We start from the raw sequence: 23,843 nt of genomic DNA, 5'->3' as shown, positions 1-23,843 counted from the left end.
CTGCGTGGGCCCGGCGGGGCACAGCAGCGCGCCGCGCGCGCCGGACGGATGCGCTACTCTGGACAGTACCGTGACGAGCTTTGGAGCCGCCCTTCGACAGGCCCGCGAGGGGCTGGGTCTCAGCACGCAGGACGTCGCCCTGCGCACCAAGATCCGCGGGGATTACCTGCGGGCGCTGGAGGACGGCAACCTGGCCGCGCTGCCCGAACGGACCTTCGCCCGCTCGTACCTGACCCGCTACGCGCGGGAACTGGGCCTGGACCCGCAGCCGCTCCTGAGTGACTTCGACCGGGCACTCCCGGCCCCCGCCGGGTCGTCCGCCGCGACCCGCGTCACCGCGCCGGTCCGGCCCGCCCGGCGCCCCGGCGCGCTGTGGGCCGCCCTGGCCGTCGGCGCCCTGCTGATCGCCGGGGCGGCCGCGTACCAGTTCACACGCGGCGGGGGCAGTCCCCAGACGGCCGTCACCCCCGCGGCGGGCGCGGCAGCGGCGGGGGCGGCCGGGACGGGCAGCGGCACGGCGGGCGCGGCGACCACGCCCCAGGCCGTACAGACGGTCCGCCTGACGGTGAAGGTCACGCCGCCCGGCGCGCGGGTGTACCTCGACAACCGCGACCTGGGGACCGCGCCGGTCCTGGCGTTCCCGGTGGACGCCCGGCGGCAGGCGGAACTGCGCGTGGAACTCGCGGGTCGTGAGCCGCTGCGGCAGGCGGTGGACGTGAGCCGCAGCCGCGACCTGCGCGTGACTCTCAATCCCAGCGGGAAGGCCAGCGTCCTGACCGACGCGGCCCGTCCCGCCACTCCCCCGCGCACCGGGACCGGCGCCAAGGCGGCAGGCAGCGCGGCGGCAGCGCCGAAGCCCACGCAGACCCCTGCGAGCGGCGTGAAGGTCACGTACAGCGGCCCGTCATGGACGCGCGTGACGGACGCCGCGGGCCGCATCGTGTTCGAGGGCACCCCTCCGGCCGGGACCGTGAAGGCCTTTCCGAAGGGCGTGACCATCCGCACCGGGAATGCCGCGGCGGTCAGCGTCAGCGTCAGCGGCGGGCCCAGCGCGCCCCTGGGGCAGTCCGGTCAGGTCGTGACCCGCACCTTCTGAGGGTGTGAGGACACCCTCCGCTCCCGTGTGAATCGAGCAGAGTGAGCAAGGCCGCGGGTGGCCATGCGGCTGCACGCCCGGGACGCCATGGGCAGGTGCGGCGAGCCTGAAACGCAGACCCTGTGCGTGGTCGGGGGCGCGGCCCGCTAGAGTGTGGACGTGCCCCGACCTTCCCCCACGCCCCGTCCTCAGTCGTCTCCCGGTGATCCCACCCGCCTGAACGCCTTTCAGTACGTGTGGCGCAGCCCGTGGGTGCGGGCGCTGGTGTTCCTGCTGGCCATTTACGTCGCGTGGCGGTTCGTGGGGCAGATCCGGACGGTGCTGGTCAGTTTCACGGTGGCGTTCCTGATCGCGTACCTGGCCAATCCGCTGCTGAACTGGCTGGAGCGGGGCCGGGTGCGGCGCGGGCTGGGTGTGTTCTTCGTGGTGCTGATCTTCGCGGGCCTGCTGAGCCTGGCGGGGCTGCTGCTGGCGACCGTGTCGGGGCAGCTGATCACGCTGATCCAGAAACTGCCGGCTCAGATCGGGTCGCTGGGGGACGTGCTGGACCGCATGACGTCCTGGCTGTCGGCGCGGGGTGTGCCGGGCCTGGACAACTCCCGCGAGCGGCTGATCACGGCCGCACAGGACTACGTGCAGAACTTCGGGCAGAACATCGTCCCGATCCTGCAGAACGCGCTGTCCTCGACCGGGACGCTGCTGAACAGCCTCGTGTCGATCGGCGGGGTGGTCGGGCAGGTGCTGCTGATCCTGCTGATGAGCATCTACCTGATGATCGACTACAGCCGCGTGAACGCCGCGCTGCTGAACGTGTTCCCGCGCCCGTGGCAGCCGCGCGTCATGGAGTTCAGCGATCTGGTCGGCACGGCGGTCGGCGGGTACGTGCGCGGGCAGCTGCTGATCGCGTCGTTCATCGGGGTGTTCGTGTGGCTGGGCCTGACCATCGTGGGGATTCCCAGTGCCGCCGCGATCGGGTTCCTGGCGGGGGCGTTCAATATCGTGCCGTACCTGGGGCCGATCATCGGCGCGACCCCGGCGATCCTGCTGGCGCTGACGCTGCCGGGCGCGCTGCTGAAGATCGTGGCGGTGATCGTGGTGTTCGTGGCGGCCAACCAGATCGAGGGGAACTTCCTCAGTCCGTACATCCTGAGCCGCACGACGGACCTGCATCCGATCACGGTGCTCGTCGCCATCCTGATCGGGGCGTCGCTGCTGGGCTTCGCCGGGGCGCTGCTGGCGGTGCCGCTCGTGGCGCTGGGGAAGCTGATGCTGCAGCGGTACTACTACCCCAGTCGCGTGTACACCGACGGGCCCTGACCGGCCACATCGGTGGGTGAGGGGGACGGGGCAGCGTGGCCCGTCCCCCTCACGCCGTTCAGGTCGACGCCGTTCAGATCGTGGTGAGTCCGCCCGGGTCGAGGTCGGCGCGGTGGACGCGGTTACGCCCGGTGTTCTTCGCGTGGTACAGGGCCTCGTCGGCCGCGTCGAGCAGGGTGGGAATGTGGGCGGGGACAGGACTGACAGCGGTGTTCAGGTGTGCTGAGGAAACCCCTCAACACACCTGAAACGAGCGAAGCGAGTAGCCGTCCTCAGCAGCGGTTGGAAGTGGAATTGAAGGGCGTGCTGTTGGCCCTTCAATGGAACTGAAAACCGCTGTGACGACCAGGCCGACGCTGACGGTAACGTTCAGGCCGTGCAGCGGTTCGTTCGCGAGGCGGCGGCGCAGGCGTTCGCAGGCGTCGTGGGCGCTGCTGGGGTCGGGGACGCGCAGGATCAGCAGGAATTCCTCGCCGCCGTAGCGGCCCACGACACCGGCCTGCTGCGCGTGCTGGTGGCTGCGCAGGTGCACGGCCAGCCGGCGCAGCACCTCGTCCCCGGTGGCGTGCCCGTGCCGGTCGTTGATGAGCTTGAAGTGATCCACGTCCAGCAGGCCCACGGCGAGCAGGCCGCCCCGCTGGTCGTGGGCGTGTTCCTCCAGGGCGTGCAGCAGCGCGCGGCGGTTGGGCAGACCGGTCAGGACGTCGGTGTGGGCCTCCTGGAGGGCCTGGCGGGCGCGGACGCTGATCAGGTGGTGGCGGCGCAGCACGACGGTCTGCGCGACGATAACGGTCGCGGCGGCCATCAGGAGTTGCAGCAGGACGTTCATGAGCTGCACCTGCTCGGCGGTCCAGGGTGGGGCGGGCCACCAGGCGACGCCGAGCAGGGCGATGGCGCCCACGACGATGCCGTTCACGGACAGGCTGGCGCGTTCGGGCACCACCCAGCTGGTGATCAGCAGCGCCACGATCACCCACGGGAGGGTGGCGGCCAGTTGCGCCGCGCGGGCGTCCAGGTCGGGGGTGAACAGCACCGCACCGACGCGCCACGTGACGAAGCCGTCCAGTTGCACGATGATCGCGCATTCCAGCCAGAAGAGCGGCAGGGACAGCCAGCTCAGCGCGGTGAGCAGCACGTACGTGGCGAGCATCAGCGGGAGCACCTGCTGGTCGAAGGGCGCCAGGAACGGCTGCTGGTGGTGCAGCCACAGCGGCGCCGCGAAGGCGACGACGCCGCCCGGGAGGATCATCCGGTGGTACTGGTGACGGCTCCACGAGGCGTGATCCAGCGTCGGGCGCGCCGGGTCGGGTCGGTCGGTCATGGGTCATCTCAGCATGCGTGCTCTGGCAGGTTCCTGACAGCGGTGTTCAGTTTCATTGAGGGGCCAGGGGCACGCCCCTCAATTCCACTTCCAACCGCTGTCTTTTTCAGGTGCTCGCTCTGCTCGTTCAGGAGTATCGAAGGGAGCCTTCAATACTCCTGAATTCTGCCATGACAGCCAATGGGTGTGCCCGCCCTCACCGGTGGGTGGGGGCGGGCACGGGGGTCTGGGGTCAGACCAGTTCGATGAGGGCCATGGTGACGCCGTCACCGCGGCGGGTGCCGACGCGCAGGATGCGGGTGTAGCCACCGGGACGCTCGGCGTACTTGGGGGCCACTTCGTCCATGACTTTACGCAGCACGGCGTTGTCGTGGATGTCCTGGGCGACGAGGCGGCGGGCGTGCAGATCGCCGCCCTTGGCGGTGGTGATCAGTTTCTCGACGAAGGGGCGAAGCTCTTTGGCCTTCGTGAGGGTCGTCTGGATGCGGCCCTCGCGCAGCAGGGCCGTCGCCTGGGCGCGGGCCAGGGCGGTGCGGGCGCTGCTGTTGCGGTTGAGCTTGCGACCGGCTTTACCGTGACGCATGGTGTGTCTCCTTGGGGTTCAGTCGGCTCAGTCGCGCAGGGCGAGGCCGAACTGGGCGAGTTGCTGCTTGATCTCGTCGAGGCTGCGCTCGCCGATGCCGGGGACCTTTTTCAGGTCGCGGTCGGACAGGGCGCACAGGGCGTCCACGCTGTCGATGCCTTCTTCCTTCAGGGAGTGCAGCACGCGGGTGGTGAGGCCCAGACCCTCGAGGGTCACGCGGGGGGAGTCCATCTCGGCGGGGTAGTCGCCGGGGTTCAGGTTCAGGCTGGCGGTGCTGGGCGGCAGGTCGTACACGTTCGGCGCGGTGGGCGCGGGGGTGTAGACGGGCTGCTGGTACTCGGGGGCGGCGGCGGGGAGGGTCTCCACGTTGCCGAACACCGTGAGTTCCTCACGCAGGATCTCAACAGCCTTGTCCAGGGTGTCCTGGGGGCTGGTGCTGCCGTCGGTCCAGACGCGCAGGATCAGGCGGTCCAGGTCAGTCTGCTGGCCCACGCGGGTGTTCTCGACGTGGTACGCCACGCGGCGCACGGGGGAGAACATCGCGTCGACGGGGATCGAGTTGATGCGGTCTTTGGTGGCGTGCTTGTCCGCGGGGACGTAGCCTTCGCCTTCCTCGATGCGCACTTCCATAACCAGTTTGCCGTCCTCGGCGAGGTTGGCGATGACCAGGTCAGGGTTGACGATCTCGGCGTCGCTGGGGACCTCGAAGGCGCTGGCCTTGACGACGCCTTCGCCCTGCGCGCGCAGGGTGAGGGTCTTGGGGCCGGTCGCGTGGAATTTCACCACGAGTTCCTTGAGGTTCAGGATGATCTGGATGACGTCTTCCTTGACGCCGGGAATGGTGGAGAACTCATGCAGGACGTCCTCGATGTACACGCTGGTGACGGCGGTACCGGGGATGGAGGACATCAGGATGCGCCGGATGGGGTTCCCGATGGTGACGCCGTAGCCGCGGGTGAGCGGTTCCAGGACGAACTCGCCGTAGTCGCCGTCCACGCGGGCTTTGAGTTGAGGGCGCTTTTGATCCACTGGGGCCTCCTGGTTTAGCGCGAGTAGTACTCGATGATGAAGTTCTCGTTGATGGGCAGGGCGAGGTCTTCACGCGCGGGGAGGCGGGAGAAGGTGCCCTTGAAGTTCTCGGCGTCCAGTTCGACCCAGGGGCTCACGCGGCGGCGCTTCTGCGCTTCCATGTTTTCCTGGATGAAGCCGATCTTGCGGCCCAGGTCGGACACGCTGATCTCGTCGCCGATCTTGACGCGGTAGCTGGCGATGTCGACCTTCTTGCCGTTGACCAGGATGTGGCCGTGGCCGACGAACTGGCGGGCCTGGCGGCGGGTGCTCGCGAAGCCCATGCGGAAGACGACGTTGTCTAGGCGGCGTTCGAGCAGCTGCAGGAACACGGTGCCGGTCACGCCGGGAACGTTGGCCGCTTCCTCGAAGAGGTTACGGAACTGCTTTTCCCCGATGCCGTACAGACGGGCGAGTTTCTGCTTTTCGCGCAGACGCACGCTGTAGTCGCTGGGGCGGCCGCGGCCACGGCGCTGGCCGTGCTGGCCGGGCGCGTAGGGGCGCTTGTCCAGGTACTTCTGGACTTTTTCGGTCTCCGCGAGGTTGATGCCTTCGCGGCGGCTGAGTTTGGTAATCGATCCACGGAAACGACCCATGTCTTACTCTCCTTGCGGCGCTTCCCCTGGGGGGAGGCCGGGTCTGCGGCCCTCTGTTGCCCGCCTCCGTTGCCTGTGGTGGGGCTTACGTCACGTGGGACGGTGGAGGCGGGGCAGGTGGGCGCGCGCGTGCGCGTTAGGCGCGGAACTTCTTCTTGGGGCGGCAGCCGTTGTGCGGCACGGGGGTGTCGTCCATGATGGACTTCACTTCGATGCCCGACGCCTGGATGGCGCGGATGGCCTGCTCGCGGCCGGAGCCGCTGCCGCGCACGATCACGTCGACAATGTTCATGCCGAAGGTCTGCTGGGCCTTCTTGACGGCGTCAGCGGCGGCCAGCTGGGCGGCGTAGGGGGTGCCCTTCTTGCTGCCCTTGTAGCCGATCGTCCCGCCGCTGCTCCAGGCAACGCTGTTGCCGTCGAGGTCGGTGATGGTGACGATGGTGTTGTTGTAGCTGGCGTGCACGTACGCGCGGCCAGCGCTGATGTTGCGCCGGGCGCGGCGCGGGGTCTTGCCTTTGGTGCTCTTCGCCATGGCTTACTTCCTCGTGGCCTTTTTCTTGCCGGCGACGGTCTTGCGGGGGCCCTTGCGGGTGCGCGCGTTCGTCTTGGTGCGCTGGCCGCGCACGGGCAGACCGCGGCGGTGACGCAGGCCGCGGTAGGCGCCGATGTCCATCAGGCGCTTGATGTTCTGGCCGACTTCGCTGCGGAGGTCACCTTCGACCTTGTAGGTCTTCTCGATGGCTTCACGCAGGGTGCTCTGCTCGCCTTCGCTGAGGTTCTTGACGCGGGTGTCCGGGTTGATGCCGGTGCGTTCCAGAACTTCTTTGCTGCGGGTCAGGCCGATGCCGTAGATGTAGGTGAGCGCGATTTCGACGCGCTTTTCGCGGGGCAGGTCAACGCCAGCAATACGCGCCATGATTAACCCTGCCTCTGCTTGTGCTTGACGTTGGAGCAAATGACCAGCACGCGACCATGGCGGCGGATCACTTTGCAGTTGTCGCACATCTTTTTGACACTGCTACGAACTTTCATTGCTTCCTCCTCGCGCCGCCGCGCCGCGCGCCCCATCATGGGTGCGCGGCTGGCAGCGCTCGACCCCCCTCCCACCTCTGCGGGCGGGGAATCTGTTGGGTACTTCGGCCCGGGTTTTACTTGCGGTAGACGATGCGTCCGCGCGTCGTGTCGTAGGGACTGATTTCCAGAACCACACGGTCCCCGGGCAGGATGCGGATGTAATGGATCCGCATCTTGCCGCTGATGTAAGCCAGGATGTCGTGCCCGGTATCGAGCTTCACGCGGAACGTGGTGTTCGGCAGCGCCTCTTCGACCACGCCCTCGGCCCGCACGGTATCGGACTCTTCCTTCTTACGCTTTTCCCGCTGTTCCGGCATCTTTCGTCTCGCCACGCAACCTCCAGGCCTGATACAAGCCAAACGTAAAGGTATCATGACCCCTCACGGAACGGCAAGGCCGCAGCGGGCGTCGGCCGGGCGAGTTCACCAGTGGCCCCAGAAGCGTTCGTCTATTCGGGACGTAGGGCATCGAGGACCTCCTGCCAGAAGGTCAGGCAGGCCTGCTCGTACAGTTCACCCATCCGCAGGGTGCGCGTGAACGGAGGTCGGTCGGGCAATTGGCAGGGGTCGGCCTGCATCATGGCGTGGTAGGTGTCCAGCCGCTCCTGATGCTGGCGCAGCTGCCCGGCGGCCAGGTCGCGCAGGGCGGCGTGATCGTCTTCAGGCGTGAAGAACATCCGCAGCAGGCCCGGGTCGCGCAGTTCGGGCATCCCGGCAGGGCTGCGCCGCCACCCCTCCAGCGCGGCGCGGCCCGCGTCGGTGACCGAATACAGGCGGCGGCGACGCCCTGAATCCTCCTGCGTCTCGGTAAGCAGGCCCAGTGTGACGAGGCGCTGCGGTTCGGCGTACAGCTGCGAGCGTGGGAAGGTCCAGAAGAAGCCCACCGAGTCGTCCGCCCAGCGTTTGAGGTCGTAGGCGGTGGCGGGTCCCGCGTGGTTCAGGAAGCCCAGCACGATGAACGCGGAGGGGCCCAGGGTTGCGTCCGGCATACCCGGAGCGTACCATCGGATCAGACCGTCCAGAATGGACTATTTGATCTGGACGGTCAGGAGGCGTCATGACCCGCAGCGCGACCCCGCAGCTCCCCCCCAGCCGCCTGACCGCCGAACTGGACGGACCTTTCGCCGTGTTCCTGATCGGCGCCCGCGTGAACCAGCCCTGGAACGTCCCCGCGTGGCTGCCGGTGTTCCGCGCCATGCCGCGCATGCTGCGCGAACTCCAGGCCCACCCAGAACTGGGCCTGCTGGGCGGTCAGACCCACGGCGGCACCCTGATCCAGTACTGGCGCAGCGCCGAGCACCTGCACGCCTACGCGCACGCCCGCGACCACGCCCACCTGCCCGCGTGGCGCGCCTTCAACCAGGCCGCGCAGCGCCATCCGGGCGCGGTCGGCATCTGGCACGAGACCTACCTGATCCAGCCCGGCGCGTACGAGACCATGTACGTGGACATGCCCCCCTTCGGCCTGGGCCGCGCCGGGACCCTGACCCCCGCCACCGGTCGGCGCCAGAGCGCCCAGGGCCGCCTGACCGGACCACCCGCCACCGTGGGGGCCGGCACCTGAGCCGCGCCCCCGCCCCACCGCGTGTCACGCTGACGGCATGCACCCGCCCGCCGCGCTGACCGGCGCCCTGACCCTGATCGCCCGGGCCCCTGCCCTCTGGCCCGGCTTCGCGCCGCAGCGCACGCCGCTGCTGACCTTCGACGGCACGCGCACGTGGCTGAACCACGCCGATCCGGGTGAGGACGGCTGGACCCACGTGGACGGAGCGTGGGTGTGGCCGGGCCGCCACCCGGCGCTGAGCGCGCACACCGCCGTCACCCTGCCGGGCGGCCTGGGCGCGGCGGGCGTGCTGCTGCCTGACCTGTCCCTGCCCGGCGACCCCGATCAGGCGGCGCGGACGCTGGCCGCCACGCTGATCCACGAGGCCTTCCACGTGTACCAGGGCGCCACGCCGTCCCCCGCGTGGCCCGCCCCCGAACTGGCCGCCTTGACCTACCCCGCCGGGGCGGAGGTCCGCCACGCCCGCGCCGAGGAGACCCACTGGCTGCGAGTGGCCCTGCGAGCAGGAGCGGGGGACTGGGCGACCCCGGCGCGGCACACCCTGCACTGGCGCTCCCGGCGGCACGCGCAGCTGGACGCGGCCCACCGCACGTTCGAGACGCGCATGGAGACCACCGAGGGCCTCGCCCAGTACGTCGAGACGCGCTTCCTGAGTGAGTACCCGGACCTCGACCCGGACGGGGCACCCCAGCAGACCCCGCGCTTCTGGAGTTACCGCAGCGGCGCGGCCCTGGCGCACCTGCTCGACCGGACCGGCACCCCATGGACCGGCGAGGTACTGGCCGGGCACCCTCTGGCCGACCTGCTGACCGGACAGGTCGGGTCTCCCCTGCCCGCCGCGCCCCACCCGGACCTGGAAGGCGCCGCGCAGGCTGCGGCCGACGCGCACGACGCGGATCTGAGCGCCCGACTGGCGGCCTTCCATGCCCAGCCCGGCCCCGCGCTGCACCTGAGCAGCCCCGGCCGTCTGCGGCTCGGCGGGTTCGACCCGATGAACCTGCACGCCGTGGGACCGGGGATGTTCCTGCACGCCCGGCACGTTCAGGTGCGCGGCCCCGATGCGGAACTGCTCACGGTCGGCCATCCCGTCCTGACGCGCGGCCCGGACCTGTTCGACGTGCACGAGGTGACGCTGCGCGGCCTGCCCGCACCCACGGCCCACGGGGGACGCTGGCGGATCCGCACGCCCACCCTGACCCTCGACCTGCCCGGGGATGCCATCCAGGTCACGCCGGCCGGCTGGTCAGTCCGCCTGGATTGACGATAGCGGCCAGGGCCCCCACACCAGATCGTCCGGGGCGGCCGGGCGGGACACGAAGTACCCCTGGATCAGGTCGCAGCCCCATTCGCGCAGGTCCCGCCACTGCTCGGGCCGCTCGACACCCTCGGCGACGACCTGCACCCCGGCCTCGTGGGCGAAGGTGATCAGCGCCCGCACGATCGGCCGGGACGACCGCGCGGGCGGCGGGGCGTCCTGATCCTGAATCAGCGACCGGTCGATCTTCAGCCAGCGGGCCGGGAGGCGGTGCAGGCGACTGATGCTGGAGTACCCGGTACCGAAATCGTCCAGCGCGAGCGGCAGGCCCAGTTCCGCCACGCGCGACACGTGCGCCTCGCCGTCCTGGCCGAGCACCGCGCCCTCGGTCACCTCCAGGATCAGGGCCTGCGGGTCCAGGCCGAACTCGTCCAGCGCCGCCTGCACCACCTCCGCGAAACCCGGCTGCGCCAGCTGACGCGGCGCGACGTTCACCGACACACGCAGCGTGGGCCGCTCGCGGCGCCACACCTGCAACTGCCGCGCGGCCTCGCGCAGCACCCACGCACCCAGCGGCACGATCAGGTCCGTGCCCTCCATGAGCGGAATGAACCGCCCGGGCGGGACCAGCCCCAGCTGCGGGTGCCGCCAGCGCACCAGCGCCTCCAGCGCCCGCACCTCACCCGTCGCGGCGTCCACGATCGGCTGGTAGTGCAGGCAGAACTCCGCGCGGTCCAGCGCCGCCCGCAGCGCCTGCTCCAGCTCCACGCGCTCCAGCGCCGCGGCACTCAGGTCCGCGTGGAAGCGCCGCACCGCGTGCCGGTCCTGCTTGGCCTCGTACATCGCGAGGTCCGCGTTCTTCTGCAGCGTCCGCACGTCCCGCCCGTCCTCCGGGAAGACCGCCACCCCGATGGACGCCGTGACCGTCCACTCGCGCCCCGCCAGCACCACCGGCGCCGACAGTGAACGCAGCAGCCGCCCGGCCGCCAGTTCCGCCTCCTCGTGCGAGCGCACGCCGCGCAGCAGCACCGTGAACTCGTCCCCGCCCTGCCGCGCCACGAGGTCCCCGTCGCGCACCGCGCGCCGCAACCGCTCGGCCACCTGCACCAGCAGCACGTCCCCCATGTCGTGCCCCAGCGTGTCGTTCACCTGCTTGAAGTGATCCAGGTCGATGAACAGCACCCCCACCGGCGCGCTGCCCTGCACCGACACGTGCAGTTCCGCCTCGAACGCCGCGCGATTGATCAGACCCGTCAGCGCGTCGTGCCGCGCCTGATGCGCCAGCTGCGCCTGGGCCTCCTGCAGCGCCACGTTCGCGGTGGTCAGCTCGGCGCTGCGCCGCCGTTCCTGCTCGGCCCGGTGCGACACCTGCTCCAGCTTGATCTGCGCCGCCGTGACCTCCGTGCGGCGCCGCAGCGCCTCGGTCAGCGCCTCGCGGTCCAGCTCGGCGGCGAGCCGCGCGTGCCGCAGCGCCCCCACGGCGTCCCCGTGCGCTTCCAGCAGCCCCGAGAGTTCCTGGTGCGCCTCGGTCTGCCGGAAACTCACGCCCAGCTCGTCCGCGAGGGCCGCGGCGCGCTCCAGCACCGCGCGGGCCTGCGGGTCACGCAGGGCCCGCAGCGCCCGGCCCTGCATCACCAGCGCGTCGCACAGGTTCTCCCGGTCCCCGAGATCCTCGCTGCCGCGCACCGCCCGTCCGGCCTCCGCGAGCGCCTCGGCCGGGCGGTCCAGGCCCAGCAGGCTCGCGGCCATGTTCGCGCGCAGCAGGAACTCGTGCTGCCGGTACCCGCGCGCCTGCGCGCCCGCCAGCGTCGCGCGGTTCAGCGCCAGCGCCTCCGCGAACCGGCCCAGATAAGTGAAATCCAGCGCGGCATTGATGGACGCGCTGGACACCATCAGGTCATGCCCGAGGTCGCGGGCCAGCGCCAGAGCGTCCTGATGGTACGCGAGCGCCGTGTCGAAATCCCGCAGGTCCAGGTACAGGTTCCCGATGTTGTTCAGGGACCGCGCCTGCGCCACCCGGTCCCCGCTCGCCTGCCCCAGCTGCAGGCAGTGCAGGTGCCGGTCCATGCCCGCCCCGTACTGCCCCTGCGTGACCAGGATGATCGCCTGACCGTTCACGGCGCGCGTCTGCGTGGCGAGCGCCCCGATCCGCGCGGCGAGCGCCTCGCTCTGATCGAACAGCCGCAGCGCCTCGGGGTACTCGGACAGGAAGTAGTGCCCGTACCCGCACAGCATCCGCGCTCGGGCCTCCCCGGCCTCGTACGCGAGGCGAGAGGCGAGCGTCAGGGCCTCACCGGCCAGTTCCCGCGACCGCTGCATGGACGTCATGAGCACCGCGTCCGCCTCGTCGTTCAGGCGGTCCACGTCGGCGCGGGTGGCGGGCACGGGCAGGGCAGGGTGATCCACGGGCGGGTTGCCTCCTGCCCCCACCATAGGCGCGCGCGGCTGACAGGCTTCTGAACGCCGCGCCCACAGGCGACGTGAAGACCGCCCGTGCTGGTCAGTGTCCGGCGTGCCCCTCCCGGCGGGCCTGCGCGACCAGATTCCGGATCGCCTGCGGCCACGCGGGGTGCTCGAAGGTGAAGCCCGCGTCCAGCAGGCGCGTGGGCACCACCCAGCGGCTCTTGAGGAGCAGTTCCGCCTCCGAGTCCATCACGGCGGCGCCCAGGCCGATCAGCGCGGCGGTGGACGGCACGCCGAAGGGCACGCCCCACGCGTCGCGGTACGCGCGCAGGAACGCGGCGTTCGGGAGGGGCTGCGGCGCGGTGACGTTCACCGGTCCTTCGAGCGCCGATTCGGGCGGCGAGTCGATCAGGAACTGCGCGGCGCGGCAGAAGTCCCGCTCGTGAAGCCACGACACCATCTGCCCCCCACCGGCCATGGCGCCCGCCGCGCCCAGCCGCACCACGCGGTCGGTCGTCTCCATGATGCCCCCGGCGCCCACGCCGTACACCATCGCGGTGCGCAGCGCCACGCGCCGCGTGTGCGGCAGGGCTTCCTCCATCAGCGCGGCCTCCCAGCGGCGGGCGACATCCACGCTGAAGCCCGTGCCCAGCTCCCCGCCCAGCTCGTCCTGCGGGTGGTCGCGGGCGTCCCGGTAGATGGTCGCCGTGGAACTGTTCAGCCATGCGCGCGGCGGGCGGTCCACGCTGGCCAGGGCGCGGCCCAGCGCGCGGGTGCTGTCCAGGCGGGACGTGTAGATCTCCAGCATGTTCGCCGCGCTGTACCGGCAGTTCACGGTGCGCCCCGCCAGGTTCAGCAGGGCCGACGCACCGTCCAGTTCCCGCACCCACTCGCCCTGCCGCAGCGCGTCCCACGCCACCCAGCGCCCGGGAGTGGGCACGGCCGGGCAGGACCGCGACAGGATCACGACCTCCCACCCCAGCGCCGTGAAGTGCCGCGCCACCGCCCGACCCAGGAACCCGCTGCCACCCGCGACCACCAGACGCTGCGTCATACGGTTACCCTACGCCGCTCCCCCGGACCACAAGTCCCTGATCGCCCGCCCACGCGCCCGGATCGTCCCCGCGCAGCGCGGCGGCCAGCAGGCCCGGGAAGTGATCCGGCGTGCACGCGAACGCCGGGATGTCCAGGCTCGCCAGGGCGCGCGCCACGCCGTGATCGAAGCTGGGCGCGCCGTCGTCCGACAGGGCCAGCAGCGCCACGACCAGCACGCCGCTCTCGCGCAGCGCGCGGGCCCGGGCGAGCATCTCGCGTTCGTTACCGCCCTCGAACAGGTCGCTGAGCAGCACGAGGACCGTCTGCTCGGGCCGCTCGATCACGCCCTGGCAGTACGCCAGCGCCCGGTTGATATCCGTCCCGCCGCCCAGTTGCAGCCCGTACAGCAACTCCACCGGGTCGCCCAGGTGCTCGGTCAGGTCCGCGACCGCCGTGTCGAACGCCACCACGCGCGTGCTCAGCGCCGGGAGGCTCGCCAGGACCGCGCCGAACACCCCGGCGTACACGACGCTGCCCGCCATGCTGCCCGACTGGTCCACGCACAGCACCACGTCCCGCAGGCTCCGCCGCCGCCGACCATGCCCAATGAGCCGCTCAGGGACGAGGGTGCCCAGTTCCGGCCGGTACGTGCGCAGGTTCGCGCGGATCGTGCCCGGCCAGTCGATCTCCGCGGCCTTCGGACGGCGCGTCCGCTGCGCGCGACTGAGACTCCCGGTCACCGCCGCGCGGGTCGGTTCCTCCAGGCGGCGCGTCAGGTCGTCCACCACGCGCCGCACCACCGAACGGGCCGCGTCCCGCGCCGACGGCGGCATCACGCCCTTCAGGGACACCAGCGTCGCCACCAGATGCACGTCCGGCTCCACGCCGTCCAGCATCTCCGGCTCGAACAGCAGCTGCTGCAGGTCCAGCCGCTCGATCGCGTCCGCCTGCATCACGCGCACCACGTCGGACGGGAAGAACTCGCGCAGGTCCGCCAGCCAGCGCGCCACGCGCGGCGCACTCCCCCCCAGCCCACCCCGCCGCTCGCCCTCGGGCGGGTCGTACAGCCCGGCCAGCGCGGCGTCCATCCGGCGGTCCTCCAGCGTGAGGGGCACCTCGGTCCCCTCCTGCGCGGCCAGCCCGTCGGCGTCCCCGCCGCCCAGCACCAGCCGCCAGCGGCGCGTGCGTTCCTCTGTGGTCATCGCTCCCCTCCCTCTGCCCACCTGCTTACCAGACGGACGTGAACTTCACGCCGAACCGGCCCGCGCCGCTCACCTCGGCGGTGAGGCTGTAACTGCCCACCCGGTACTCCAGCTCCGCGAACGGCCCGGCCCCCTCGCCCCAGCGGTACCCGCCCCCCAGCCGCAGCGGGCGGCCCTCGCCGTCCTGCCAGGGCAGCGCGGCCCGCAGGCCCAGCTGCGTGCCGGTCACGTCCCGCGCGGCACTGACCTGCACGTAATCCACCGGAATGACGGTCAGACCCGCCCCCCAGGTCCACGCGCCGTTCAGGCGACTGGTCCGCGCCCAGACCTCCCCGTACCCGCCCAGCGCCAGCGCGCCGCCCAGCAGCGGCCCGCTGCCGTCCCACCCGGCCGCCAGCGTGACCGGCGCGACGTTGAACGCCACGCTGCCCCCGGTGTACGCGCCGTCCACGCGGCCCACCCCGCGGCGCGCGGCGGCGTTCACACTCCAGCGGCCCTCGCGCCACGCCAGCCGCGTCTCACGCTCGCCGCGCCACGCGACGCTGATCAGCCCGTTGCCCAGCAGTTCGTAATGCGCCGGGTTCCAGGTCAGGGGCGGCTCGACCGCCGGGGCCTCGCCCGCCCCCTGACCCAGCAGGGTGTCGAGCGCAGGCTCGGTCACCCCGGCCAGCAGCAGCGGCGCGCGGGCGTCCAGCCCCCAGCGGGCCCGCAGCGGCAGCAGCGTGTCGTCCCAGGGCGTGATGGCCGGTGCGGGCAGCGCCAGCGGATCCGGGCGGCCCAGCGCGGGCGGCCCCCCGGCCACGCCGCACGAGAGCCCCTGCTCGCTCGCGGCGCGACGTACCCGCGCGTCGTGGCGGTTCAGCGGGTACGCGACGCAGCGGGCCGCCTCGCCGTCCGGGACGCTCAGCTCGCGGCGCAGGCCCGCCGGGGCGAGGTCGGCCAGCGCCGCGTGCCGGTGCGAGTGCGTGCCAATCTCCCACCCGGCGGCGCGCAGTTCACGCACCTGCGCGCGGCTCAGGCTGCCCGGCTGATCCAGCCGCGACCAGATCACGTACGCCGTGCCGGGCACCCCCAGGTCACGCAGCACCGGGAAGGCCAGCCGGTACACGCTCTCGAAGCCGTCGTCGAACTGGATGACGGCCACCTTCTCCTGCGGGGCGGCGCGCGCGGCCTCGCTGGAGGTCACGAAGCGGTACCCGAGGCGGCGCAGGGTCTCGACCCGCTGCCGCAGGGCCTGCGGCGCGATGCCCAGCGACGCCCCACTGCCCGCCCCGACCTGGTGGTACACGAGCACCATGGGACGCGCCTGGGCGTGGGAACACGCCGCGCCGGAGATCAGGGCCATGGGGAGCAGCAGCGCGCGCAGGCGGGACGTCAGCATAAGACCCGATCAAGATACCCGGCACCGAAACTCATTTTCTTATCATTCCCGGGATACCCCCAGCAGCCCCAGCACGACCGGAACGACCCGCGCCGCCCGCGCGTCATCCACCGCGACCGGCGCCAGACGCGACGCGGGCGTCCCCCCGCGCACCGCCTCGCCGATCGCGCGGCGTTCCGGCGCCTCGAAGCGCGCGAACACCCGGCGCAGCAGCGGCAGCACACTCTGGAACACCTCCGCGTCCAGGGCCGACAGCCAGCCGTCCACCAGCGCCAGCAGGCCCGCGTCGTGCACCAGCAGCGCCCCGGTGTCCCCCAGAAACCCGTCCAGCCACGCCGTGACCGCCAGCGGCGACGGGTCACTCAGGGCCAGACCCAGCCGCGCCTCGACCTGACCGGCGTCCAGCACGCCCGCGTCCCGCAGGCGGCGCAGCGCGTCCCCCAGCAGCAGCGGATGCGCGTCCACCCGGTCCGCCGCCCGCCGCAGGGCCGCACGCCACTCCCCGGTCACGTCCGGGTCGTCCAGCAGGCGCGCGGCCGCGTCCGCCCCCCGCACCGCGTCCCGCACCCCGGCAGCCGCGTCGTCCCCCAGGCCCACCCCGGCCAGCGGCAGGCCCACCGCCGCGCGGGTCAGCAGCGCCCGGAACGTCTCCAGCGGCGCCACCTCTCCCCCACCCGCGCCCGCCGCGCCGCGCCCACGCACGTCCCCATACCGGGCCAGTCGCGCCAGGGGCGGCAGCGCCCGCAGCACGTCCGGCACGTCCGCGCCCAGCGCCGACCGCTCGTCCAGCGCCGCGAGCGTCACCGGCAACGCACCCGGCAGGTCCGCGAGGCGCAGCACCTCCAGCAGCCCCGTCAGTTCCGCCAGCGTCCCCGCGCCCCGCGCGGCCTCCAGCGCGGACGCCGTCGCCGCGTCCCGCACCGTCTGCCCCAGCCGACTCGCCTCGACCAGCCGCACGCTGAACTCCGGCCGCCAGCGCACCTGCCACCCCTCCCGGAACGTGCCCAGGCCACCCGACCCACGCGGTTTCGCCCACGGCACGCCCAGCAGGTTCAGGCGATGAAACAGCACGCTGCGCGCCAGATCGTTGTCCGAACGCAGGTCCAGCTCCAGGTCCAGCTTCTCCGGCAGCACCTTCAAGCGCAAACTCTTCTGCTGCCGCGCCACGTCCCGCGCCAGCGGCACCGTCAGCACCCCGTCCGGCACCGCGCCCAGCGCCTCCCCGACCACCAGCCGCTCCTCGATCAGCCGCAGGGGCAGGTCCCCGTCCCAGCCGAACACGCTCAGCGCCGCCTCGTTCAACTCCTCCAGGCCCGGCAGCGCCCGGCCCCGCAACGCCGCCAGCGCGTTCGCCAGCCGCGTCGCCTCGATCACCGACGCGCTGCTCGCCTCCAGCCGCTCCGCGCGCAACAGCCGCGCCACCCGCGCGAACCACCGCTCCGCGACCGCGCCGCGCGACGTGAACAGGTGCTCGTAGTACCCCGGCGAGCGCACGCCCGCCCCGTACCCGCTCGCCACGCTCAGACGACCATGCGTCCACGGCACCCACGTCAGCGTCACCTTCACCTTCGGCAGGCCCTTCAATAGCGCCGCGTCCCCCTTCACCGGGAACGCCGTCACGTCCAGCGCGGGCGCATGCCACGCCCCGCACACCACCGCCACCCGCGCAAAACCCTCCTTCAACGCCGCGCGGATGCCCTGCCGCATGAACGCCTCCCGCTGCGCCTCCCGACCCACCGGAGCCAGCGCGTCCGCCCGCACCGCCCGCATCGCCTCATTCACCGCCGCGAACACATCGAACGCCGCCTCACCCGGCGGCCCCCCCACCCCACCCGCCCCCACCAGGGGGGAGGGAGAAAGACGAGCCTCCACCAGCGACTCCCACCACCGCTCGAAATCCGCGAAACCCGCCGCCTGCGCCAGCACCCCCAGCGGATCATCCCGCAACTCATCCTCCGGCCCGTCCCGCTCCCCGGCCAGCACCACCCCCGCCGGAAGATCCACGAACCGCGCCGCCACCCCCGCCCGCGCCGCCCACCGCAACGCCACGAACTCCGGACTGAACACCGCGAACGGCCAGAACGCCGCGCGAGAAGGATCATCATTCACGTACCCCAGCAGCGCCACGGGCGGCGTCATGTCCACCTGCGCCAGGAACGGCAGCACGGAATCCGCATCCGACGGCCCCTCCACCAGCACCACATCCGGATTGAGCTGCGACAGCGCATGCTCAAGACTGCGCGCCGAACCGGGGCCATGATGACGGATAGGGAAAATGGAAATCGAATCAATCATTGGTTTTTATCTTGTGAGTTTGCCACGGCAAACCCTTCAAATCATATAAATCAGAAATCTGCTCAGACATGGCATCAACAGCTCTCCTTAGACTCAAAATTGACAATGATTCATGCGTCCTGCTCGATTTCAAATACCAATCCGTGATTTTATCCAAATCATCCTGCGATGATACTAGATCTCTCACAATACTCTCAAATGCCAATTGACCTTTAACAGCTGCTTCGTGAATCCCAATTAGATTTAGTGCCTTTATAAAATCAGACAAAATATCATCATCGGTTATGAATATGCTTTTATATATTGAATTGTCCCCCATGCGGGATCTGTAAAAAAAGTGATAAATATGCCACATATCACAAGAAGACGATCTAATTGATCTAAGTATATCTTGTTTTTGCTTTTTAATAATTGCCCTTAGCTCCGTTTTCCGATCTATGTGGTAAAAATCAGTATGGCAAGCCGGATTATTAAGACTAGTCTTATGCCGACCTTATCATCATACCATTTTGCAAATAGCTCAAACTTTTCCAACGGCGTTTTATCTCTATTCTCAATTAGCGTAAAAGTGATCGCCATTAAACACAATTGCATAACCCTAAGGTGTTTTACAGACTTATAAAGCAAAAGATAGTCATTCATAGAAACAAAATTGCTTCTCTCGGTAATAATTCCGCGATCCGACATCCACCCCTCTAACTTAATCGCGAATCCTATCATTTCATCTTTTTGTTCATCTAAGGATTTAGAAAAGCTTCTTGAAAACATTTCCAAGCAGGCAGTATCATACTGTACATAACTCTTTTCTATACTCGAAATAAACATTATCATGTCATCAATCTTAGTATTTTTGTGATTCAACTCCTCTCTACTTAAATTTATAATAACGTTTGAATCATAAAATAAATAATAGGTTCCATCATGGCAAGCACCTTTCTCAATCTCAGCACCAAAAGCATCTAAGTAATAGAATTGATTACGGCTCATCCCGTTCAGCTCACCGCCCGGCAGGCCTTATAAAAATCTTTCCAGTCGTCGCGTTTTTTGGTGACGGTTTCGAGGTATTCACGCCAGATGAGGGCGTCCTGGGTGGGGTCTTTGATGATGGCGCCGATGAGGCTGGCGGCGATGTCGTGGGGGGTCAGCGTCCCGGTGCCGAAGTGCGCGGCGAGGCTGAGGCTCTGGCCTACGACGCTGATGGCTTCGGCGGTGCTGAGGCTGCCGCTGGGGGTTTTGAGGCGGGTTTTGCCGTCTTCGGTGGTGCCGGAGCGGAGTTCGCGGAAGACGGTGACGATCCGGCGGACTTCTTCGAGGGCGGGGGGCTGGGCGGGGATCTGGAGGGCGGCGCTGAGGGCCTGGGCGCGCTGGGTGACGATGCGGACTTCGTCGTCGAGGGTGTCGGGGACGGGGAGGATGACGGTGTTGAAGCGGCGTTTGAGGGCGCTTGAGAGGTCGTTGACGCCGCGGTCGCGGGTGTTGGCGGTGGCGATGAGGTTGAAGCCCTGGACAGCCTGGATTTCGGTGTTGAGTTCGGGAACGGGGAGGGTCTTTTCGCTCAGGATGGTGATGAGGGTGTCCTGCACGTCGCTCTGCACGCGGGTGAGTTCTTCGAGGCGGGCGATCTTGCCATCCCGCATGGCGCGCAGGATCGGGCTTTCGACGAGGGCGGCGGGGCTGGGCCCTTCGGCGAGGAGGCGGGCGTAGTTCCAGCCGTAGCGGAGGGTGTCCTCGGCGGTGCCCGCGGTGCCCTGGATGAGGAGGGTGCTGTCGCCGCTGATGGCCGCGGTGAGGTGTTCGCTGACCCAGCTCTTGGCGGTGCCGGGCACGCCGAGTAGCAGGAGGGCGCGGTCGGTGGCGAGCGTGGCGACGGCGATCTCCATGAGGCGGCGCTCCCCGACGTACTTGGCGGTGATCTCGGTCCCGTCGGGCAGGGTACCGCCGAGCAGGTACGTGAGCACCGCATGCGGGCTGAGGTTCCAGCGGGGCGGGCGGGGGCGGGTGTCGTGCGCGGCGAGCGCGGCGAGTTCGTGCGCGTACTGCTGTTCGGCGTGCTGGCGCAGGACGGTGGCATCAGGGGTGGTCATGAGTGGGCTCCTTCCTGCATCAGGTGTTGCTTGATCTGGGCGCGTACGGACGTGGCGACCTTGTCGACGTGTCGGTGCAGGATCTGCCTGATTTCGGGGGATGGGTGATCCAGCAGGCGGCGGGCTGCGCCAGCAGGGATCAGTTCGCTGAGAGCCATGCCTTTGATGAGGTCTGGGACCGTTTTGTCGAGGTTGGCACATGAGGCGTTGTCACCGTATTCGACGAGGATCTTCAAGCCCTGGATCGTCAGATTGCCGGAGCGGGGGGCGATGATGGTCAGGACGTCCAGCGGGGTTGAGAGGTTGCTGGCCAACTGCCCCTGAATCCTGGCGTTGCGGTGCTGGGCGAGTGTCTCCAGTTGGGACGGTGGTGTGCTCTTGTTTCCTGCAACGGCGACGAGAAGTTCCATATCACTACTCCGGCAGAAGGCCGCAAGCAGAGTTGGTGGTGTTCTGGGGTTGCTGGCCAGAGCGAGTCGGACTCTCAGGTCGGGATGCTGAGCAAGTGTAGCCAGGACGTCGGGCGGGGTGTTCTGAGCCCTGGCGACTTCCCTGGCGAGGTCGGGAGCGAAGTGGGCCAGTTCCAGGCGTCGTTCCGGGCTGGTGTCCTGACGCCGGGCTTCGCGCTTCAATGCTGTCCAGTCCACCGTGGTCATGGGTGCTCCTTGAAGTCGTGCCGGATCTGCCTGCGGGTGTCGAGGGTGCTCGTCAGGTCGTGCCAGACGCTCTGGGCGTGGTGGGGGGCGTCGGGTGGCAGGGGTGCGGGGGGCCTGGTGTCGGGGTGGAGGTGCCAGGCGTGGTCGTGCAGGGTGCGCCAGCGTTGCGGCCACTGGTAGGGGTGGTCGACGTGGCGGAGGGTGTCCTGGAGGAGGGTGAGGATGGCGTGGCTGTCGTCGGGCGTCCAGGGGGTGGGGTGGTGCGCGAGGGCGGCGAGGTCGGGGTCGCGGTCGTGCAGGCCGCTCTGGAGGGTGCGGTGTGGGTCGGCGAGGGCGCGCAGGGCGGGGGTGGGCGCGTGCGGGAGGAGCGCCTGGGCGAGGGGCTGGTGCCGGTGCGTGAGGGTGCCCGCGATGAGGTCGTCGAGCAGGTGGTGGTCGCGCGCCAGGGTGATCAGGGCTGGGGGGCCGTCGGGCGTGGCGTGCAGCAGCGCGTCCGGGTGGGCGTGCCGCAGGACGTGGCCGAGTCGGGCCTGGGGGCCGCCGCTCAGGCCGTCGCGGGGGCTGGGGGGCGTGCCGGGGTCGTGCAGCGCCTCGGCCAGTCGGGCGTTCAGAGCGCTGCGCGGGAGTCGCTGGAGGACCTGCCGGGCGAGGGTCTGCACGTCGGGGCTGCGGTCGTCCAGGGCACCCTCCAGCAGGGGTTCGAGGGTGTGGTCGTCGTCATTCAGGGTGTCCAGCACGGCGCTCAGGAGGCGTTTGCGGCTGGCGGCGCGTTCCGTGTCGAAATGCGTGCGCAGCAGGTAGCGGGCGGCGTCGGGGTTGAGGTCGCGCAGGACGCGGTGCAGGGTGTCGCGGTCGGTGTCGCTCAGCGCGGCCCAGGTGGGTTCGTCGGGGGCGTCGGCGTGCGCCAGGGCTGGGTGACCGGCGTGCGGCGCGAGCCAGCGGCCCCGCTCGCCGAGCACGCGGGCCAGGGGGACGCGCAGGCTGCGGTCCTGCGTGGCGAGGCTCAGCAGGCGCGGCAGGTACAGCGCCGGGGCGCGGGAGCCGTGCGTGTGGCACAGGGTCAGCCACTCGTGCAGCAGGGGGCCGCCCAGGTGCGGGAGGTGCCGCGCGGCGCGGGCCGGGGCTTCCGGGCGCGGGTCGGTGGGGGCGGGGATGGGGGCCGGGGCGGGCGGGTCGGGTTGCCGTCCGGCGGTCGCGGCGAGGGTCAGCAGCGCGGCGCGGGCCAGCAGGGTGCCTGCCGGGTCGTCGCGGGTGACGCGCGCGGCGGCCTGTCCAGTGGTGTCGGGGCCGGGGGTGGGCAGGGGGGCGCGTTCGGTGCCGATCAGCGCGGCGCTCAGCAGGGCCGGGAGGTCAGAACCCATCGTCATGCTCCAATTCATCCAGCGGGTTTAGGGTGCCGTCCTGCCCGGCGCACAGGGGCGTGAGGGTCTGCCCGTCCCATTCGGCGGTGAAGGTCTGCGGGTGCCCGCCGCCCAGGGCCAGCAGGGTGAGGCGGGCCGTGTCGCTGCCGCCCAGCGGGAGGCTGCCGCGTGCGTCCCCTGCCCGCCAGGGGTCGCCGTCCCGCGCGGGCGGGTGGACGGTGACGGGCCCGAGGTGGTGCGCGGTGCGCTCCAGCCAGGGGTTCAGGGACAGGGCGGCGCCGTGCGCGTCGAGCAGCCCCTCCAGCGTGACGGGTACGGGCAGGGGGGCGGGGGCGCTGCGGGTGGCCTCGCCGTCCAGGACGTGCCGCTGGGGGACCGCGCCCGGGGCGGGGCTCAGGCGGGCGCGGACGCTGCCCCCGGCGGGCAGGGGGGGTGGGAGTGGCCAGCCGGGCGCGGCGAAGTCCAGCAGCAGCGCGGTGGTGCCGCCTTCGTGCAGCCAGGTGCGGCGGGTACGGACGTGCTCCTCGTCGCTGACGGTGTGGCCCAGGATCAGCCAGCGGGTGTCGGTGCCTCCGGCGGCGACCGTGGCGGCCCTGTCCAGCGGGAAGCCCAGCGCGGCGCGCAGGTCGGCCTGCTGCGGGGCGGTCAGGGTGTCGCGGCGGGGCCACGCCTCGGTCAGCAGGTGCAGGCGGGCCAGGTGGGCCAGCAGCCGGTCCGGGTGGGGCAGGACTTCGGGGATCATGCGGACCAGTCGCGCGGCGCCGGGGGCCTGGGCGTCCACGAGGCGGGCGGCCTGGGTGTCCCAGTCGCTGTAGGGGCGCGCGGCAGCCTGCGCCAGTCCGTCGCGGACGAGGTCGTTCAGGAAGGTCTGCAGGGCGTCCAGGCCCAGGCTGACTTTCTTCTCGCGGGCGGCGCGGCGTCTGGCCTGCGCGGCGGGGTCGGGGCCGCTGCGGGTCTCCCCTGCCGGGTCGGTGTCGGCTGGGCTGGAGTCGGACGGGGCGTGTTTCGCGGCGCGGCCGTCCAGCCACTTCCGGATGGGGTCCGGGGCGGGGTCGCAGCCGAAGTGCTGCGGGTGCGATTCGTGCAGGAGCAGCAGCGCCAGGGCGTGCTTGCAGGGAAACTTGCGGCTGGGGCACGAGCACTTGAAGGCCGGGGCATCCGGGCCGCTGCGGTCCACCCCGGTCAGGTAGGGCTGCGCGCCGCTGCCCTGGCAGTGCCCCCACAGGTGGGTGGGTCCGGCGTGCAGGTCGGGCCACCCGGTGGGCGTGGCGAGCTTACGGGCGCTGGCGGCGCTGCCCGCGTCGGGGGCCAGGGTCAGGATGGGGTCGGGGGTGGGCGTCATGGGGCATCCTTCCAGCCGTTACGCTGCCAGCGTAATGTAGTGCATTCCCCCATCCGACTCAAGCGCGCCGACTCAGACGGACTTCGATTGAATGGCTGATAAAGCCGTTCAATCCGAGCGGATGCGAGTAGGAGAGGAACGGATTCCGGACGTGGAGTTGGCAGATCGGTGGTGTTCCGATCTGTCAACGAAATAAACGGAATCCGTATCA

The 23,843-nt window shown here is 70.2% G+C and carries 24 protein-coding genes; 4 read left to right on the top strand and 20 right to left on the bottom strand.

The annotated features are described in order from the left end of the window. Positions 1–70: 70 nt before the first annotated feature. Both DEIGR_RS03785 and DEIGR_RS03780 read left to right on the top strand, forming a co-directional pair. The gene (locus DEIGR_RS03785) at positions 71–1,096 is read left to right on the top strand and encodes a RodZ domain-containing protein (RefSeq protein WP_058975389.1); all 1,026 of its coding nucleotides are present in this window, start codon (positions 71–73) and stop codon (positions 1,094–1,096) included. 159 nt (positions 1,097–1,255) lie between these two features. Continuing rightward, a complete protein-coding gene (locus DEIGR_RS03780) occupies positions 1,256–2,413 on the top strand; it encodes an AI-2E family transporter (protein WP_058975387.1) in 1,158 nt (385 codons plus the stop codon). 235 nt (positions 2,414–2,648) lie between these two features. Here DEIGR_RS03780 and DEIGR_RS03775 read toward each other — a convergent pair whose 3' ends face one another. The 9 genes from DEIGR_RS03775 to DEIGR_RS03740 form a co-directional block, all read right to left on the bottom strand. Beyond that, the gene (locus tag DEIGR_RS03775; protein WP_058975384.1) at positions 2,649–3,734 is read right to left on the bottom strand and encodes a GGDEF domain-containing protein; all 1,086 of its coding nucleotides are present in this window, start codon (positions 3,732–3,734) and stop codon (positions 2,649–2,651) included. Between the two features lie 232 nt (positions 3,735–3,966). Beyond that, a complete protein-coding gene (gene rplQ, locus DEIGR_RS03770; RefSeq protein WP_046843183.1) occupies positions 3,967–4,317 on the bottom strand; it encodes a 50S ribosomal protein L17 in 351 nt (116 codons plus the stop codon). Between the two features lie 27 nt (positions 4,318–4,344). Next, entirely contained in the window at positions 4,345–5,346 is a 1,002-nt protein-coding gene (locus DEIGR_RS03765) for a DNA-directed RNA polymerase subunit alpha (RefSeq protein WP_046843184.1), read from the bottom strand. A gap of 14 nt (positions 5,347–5,360) precedes the next feature. After that, complete coding sequence (rpsD, locus tag DEIGR_RS03760; protein WP_046843185.1) at positions 5,361–5,981, bottom strand: 30S ribosomal protein S4; 621 nt, start codon at positions 5,979–5,981, stop codon at positions 5,361–5,363. Positions 5,982–6,117: 136 nt separating this feature from the next. Further along, a complete protein-coding gene (gene rpsK / locus DEIGR_RS03755; RefSeq protein ID WP_046843186.1) occupies positions 6,118–6,513 on the bottom strand; it encodes a 30S ribosomal protein S11 in 396 nt (131 codons plus the stop codon). A 3-nt stretch (positions 6,514–6,516) separates the two neighbouring features. After that, positions 6,517–6,897: a 30S ribosomal protein S13 gene (rpsM, locus tag DEIGR_RS03750; protein ID WP_058975383.1), complete on the bottom strand. Its 381-nt coding sequence runs from the start codon at positions 6,895–6,897 to the stop codon at positions 6,517–6,519. Between the two features lie 2 nt (positions 6,898–6,899). Then, the gene (gene rpmJ / locus DEIGR_RS19565; protein WP_012693977.1) at positions 6,900–7,013 is read right to left on the bottom strand and encodes a 50S ribosomal protein L36; all 114 of its coding nucleotides are present in this window, start codon (positions 7,011–7,013) and stop codon (positions 6,900–6,902) included. Between the two features lie 116 nt (positions 7,014–7,129). Continuing rightward, positions 7,130–7,372 carry a translation initiation factor IF-1 gene (gene infA / locus DEIGR_RS03745; protein WP_012693978.1) on the bottom strand — a complete coding sequence of 81 codons (243 nt, stop codon included), beginning with the start codon at positions 7,370–7,372 and terminating at the stop codon, positions 7,130–7,132. 131 nt (positions 7,373–7,503) lie between these two features. Beyond that, positions 7,504–8,043, bottom strand: a complete 540-nt coding sequence (locus DEIGR_RS03740; protein ID WP_058975381.1) for a PadR family transcriptional regulator — start codon at positions 8,041–8,043, stop codon at positions 7,504–7,506. Positions 8,044–8,111: 68 nt separating this feature from the next. Between DEIGR_RS03740 and DEIGR_RS03735 the strand changes: the two genes are divergently transcribed. Both DEIGR_RS03735 and DEIGR_RS03730 read left to right on the top strand, forming a co-directional pair. Further along, positions 8,112–8,618, top strand: coding sequence for a DUF4188 domain-containing protein (locus tag DEIGR_RS03735; protein WP_058975379.1), 507 nt, complete (start codon positions 8,112–8,114; stop codon positions 8,616–8,618). 37 nt (positions 8,619–8,655) lie between these two features. Then, complete coding sequence (locus DEIGR_RS03730; RefSeq protein ID WP_058975378.1) at positions 8,656–9,879, top strand: hypothetical protein; 1,224 nt, start codon at positions 8,656–8,658, stop codon at positions 9,877–9,879. Here the strand turns inward: DEIGR_RS03730 and DEIGR_RS03725 are convergent. The 11 genes from DEIGR_RS03725 to DEIGR_RS03685 form a co-directional block, all read right to left on the bottom strand. Next, positions 9,862–12,279: a putative bifunctional diguanylate cyclase/phosphodiesterase gene (locus tag DEIGR_RS03725; protein ID WP_058975376.1), complete on the bottom strand. Its 2,418-nt coding sequence runs from the start codon at positions 12,277–12,279 to the stop codon at positions 9,862–9,864. The genes DEIGR_RS03730 and DEIGR_RS03725 overlap by 18 nt on opposite strands. Before the next feature lie 94 nt (positions 12,280–12,373). After that, positions 12,374–13,330, bottom strand: a complete 957-nt coding sequence (locus tag DEIGR_RS03720; RefSeq protein WP_058975373.1) for an epimerase — start codon at positions 13,328–13,330, stop codon at positions 12,374–12,376. 4 nt (positions 13,331–13,334) lie between these two features. Beyond that, the gene (locus DEIGR_RS03715) at positions 13,335–14,513 is read right to left on the bottom strand and encodes a VWA domain-containing protein (protein WP_058975371.1); all 1,179 of its coding nucleotides are present in this window, start codon (positions 14,511–14,513) and stop codon (positions 13,335–13,337) included. A gap of 25 nt (positions 14,514–14,538) precedes the next feature. After that, positions 14,539–15,894 carry a polysaccharide deacetylase family protein gene (locus DEIGR_RS03710; protein ID WP_058975368.1) on the bottom strand — a complete coding sequence of 452 codons (1,356 nt, stop codon included), beginning with the start codon at positions 15,892–15,894 and terminating at the stop codon, positions 14,539–14,541. 42 nt (positions 15,895–15,936) lie between these two features. Continuing rightward, the gene (locus DEIGR_RS20785; RefSeq protein WP_058975367.1) at positions 15,937–18,189 is read right to left on the bottom strand and encodes a DUF5682 family protein; all 2,253 of its coding nucleotides are present in this window, start codon (positions 18,187–18,189) and stop codon (positions 15,937–15,939) included. Further along, entirely contained in the window at positions 18,182–18,508 is a 327-nt protein-coding gene (locus DEIGR_RS20285; protein WP_153013613.1) for a hypothetical protein, read from the bottom strand. Before DEIGR_RS20285 ends, DEIGR_RS20785 begins: the two co-directional genes overlap by 8 nt. Positions 18,509–18,624: 116 nt before the next feature. Beyond that, the gene (locus DEIGR_RS20280; protein WP_153013612.1) at positions 18,625–19,176 is read right to left on the bottom strand and encodes a hypothetical protein; all 552 of its coding nucleotides are present in this window, start codon (positions 19,174–19,176) and stop codon (positions 18,625–18,627) included. Positions 19,177–19,181: 5 nt separating this feature from the next. Then, positions 19,182–20,273, bottom strand: coding sequence for an ATP-binding protein (locus tag DEIGR_RS03700; protein ID WP_058975364.1), 1,092 nt, complete (start codon positions 20,271–20,273; stop codon positions 19,182–19,184). After that, a complete protein-coding gene (locus tag DEIGR_RS20275; RefSeq protein ID WP_153013611.1) occupies positions 20,270–20,929 on the bottom strand; it encodes a hypothetical protein in 660 nt (219 codons plus the stop codon). Before DEIGR_RS20275 ends, DEIGR_RS03700 begins: the two co-directional genes overlap by 4 nt. Beyond that, positions 20,926–22,296 (bottom strand): DUF5691 domain-containing protein, encoded by a 1,371-nt coding sequence (locus DEIGR_RS03690; RefSeq protein WP_153013610.1) that lies wholly within the window; start codon positions 22,294–22,296, stop codon positions 20,926–20,928. The genes DEIGR_RS20275 and DEIGR_RS03690 overlap by 4 nt, the downstream gene beginning before the upstream one ends. After that, positions 22,280–23,632 carry an SWIM zinc finger family protein gene (locus DEIGR_RS03685; RefSeq protein ID WP_058975359.1) on the bottom strand — a complete coding sequence of 451 codons (1,353 nt, stop codon included), beginning with the start codon at positions 23,630–23,632 and terminating at the stop codon, positions 22,280–22,282. The genes DEIGR_RS03690 and DEIGR_RS03685 overlap by 17 nt, the downstream gene beginning before the upstream one ends. Positions 23,633–23,843 lie beyond the last annotated feature (211 nt).

Source organism: Deinococcus grandis, from assembly GCF_001485435.1.
In the GTDB taxonomy this organism is placed as follows: domain Bacteria; phylum Deinococcota; class Deinococci; order Deinococcales; family Deinococcaceae; genus Deinococcus; species Deinococcus grandis.
The sequence above is the reverse complement of the archived record's forward strand: the minus strand, read 5'-3'. Positions and strand labels throughout refer to the sequence as shown.

Coding starts and splice junctions, on each gene's coding strand:
- rpsK (WP_046843186.1), bottom strand. CDS start 6,513: ATGGCGAAGAGCACCAAAGGCAAGACCCCGCGCCGCGCCCGGCGCAAC.
- DEIGR_RS03720 (WP_058975373.1), bottom strand. CDS start 13,330: ATGACGCAGCGTCTGGTGGTCGCGGGTGGCAGCGGGTTCCTGGGTCGG.
- DEIGR_RS03685 (WP_058975359.1), bottom strand. CDS start 23,632: ATGACGCCCACCCCCGACCCCATCCTGACCCTGGCCCCCGACGCGGGC.
- DEIGR_RS03735 (WP_058975379.1), top strand. CDS start 8,112: ATGACCCGCAGCGCGACCCCGCAGCTCCCCCCCAGCCGCCTGACCGCC.
- DEIGR_RS03740 (WP_058975381.1), bottom strand. CDS start 8,043: ATGCCGGACGCAACCCTGGGCCCCTCCGCGTTCATCGTGCTGGGCTTC.
- rpsM (WP_058975383.1), bottom strand. CDS start 6,897: ATGGCGCGTATTGCTGGCGTTGACCTGCCCCGCGAAAAGCGCGTCGAA.
- infA (WP_012693978.1), bottom strand. CDS start 7,372: ATGCCGGAACAGCGGGAAAAGCGTAAGAAGGAAGAGTCCGATACCGTG.
- DEIGR_RS03715 (WP_058975371.1), bottom strand. CDS start 14,513: ATGACCACAGAGGAACGCACGCGCCGCTGGCGGCTGGTGCTGGGCGGC.
- DEIGR_RS20280 (WP_153013612.1), bottom strand. CDS start 19,176: ATGAGCCGTAATCAATTCTATTACTTAGATGCTTTTGGTGCTGAGATT.
- DEIGR_RS20785 (WP_058975367.1), bottom strand. CDS start 18,189: ATGATTGATTCGATTTCCATTTTCCCTATCCGTCATCATGGCCCCGGT.
- rpmJ (WP_012693977.1), bottom strand. CDS start 7,013: ATGAAAGTTCGTAGCAGTGTCAAAAAGATGTGCGACAACTGCAAAGTG.
- DEIGR_RS03775 (WP_058975384.1), bottom strand. CDS start 3,734: ATGACCGACCGACCCGACCCGGCGCGCCCGACGCTGGATCACGCCTCG.
- rplQ (WP_046843183.1), bottom strand. CDS start 4,317: ATGCGTCACGGTAAAGCCGGTCGCAAGCTCAACCGCAACAGCAGCGCC.
- DEIGR_RS20275 (WP_153013611.1), bottom strand. CDS start 20,929: ATGACCACGGTGGACTGGACAGCATTGAAGCGCGAAGCCCGGCGTCAG.
- DEIGR_RS20285 (WP_153013613.1), bottom strand. CDS start 18,508: ATGGGGGACAATTCAATATATAAAAGCATATTCATAACCGATGATGAT.
- DEIGR_RS03700 (WP_058975364.1), bottom strand. CDS start 20,273: ATGACCACCCCTGATGCCACCGTCCTGCGCCAGCACGCCGAACAGCAG.
- DEIGR_RS03730 (WP_058975378.1), top strand. CDS start 8,656: ATGCACCCGCCCGCCGCGCTGACCGGCGCCCTGACCCTGATCGCCCGG.
- DEIGR_RS03710 (WP_058975368.1), bottom strand. CDS start 15,894: ATGCTGACGTCCCGCCTGCGCGCGCTGCTGCTCCCCATGGCCCTGATC.
- DEIGR_RS03690 (WP_153013610.1), bottom strand. CDS start 22,296: ATGACGATGGGTTCTGACCTCCCGGCCCTGCTGAGCGCCGCGCTGATC.
- rpsD (WP_046843185.1), bottom strand. CDS start 5,981: ATGGGTCGTTTCCGTGGATCGATTACCAAACTCAGCCGCCGCGAAGGC.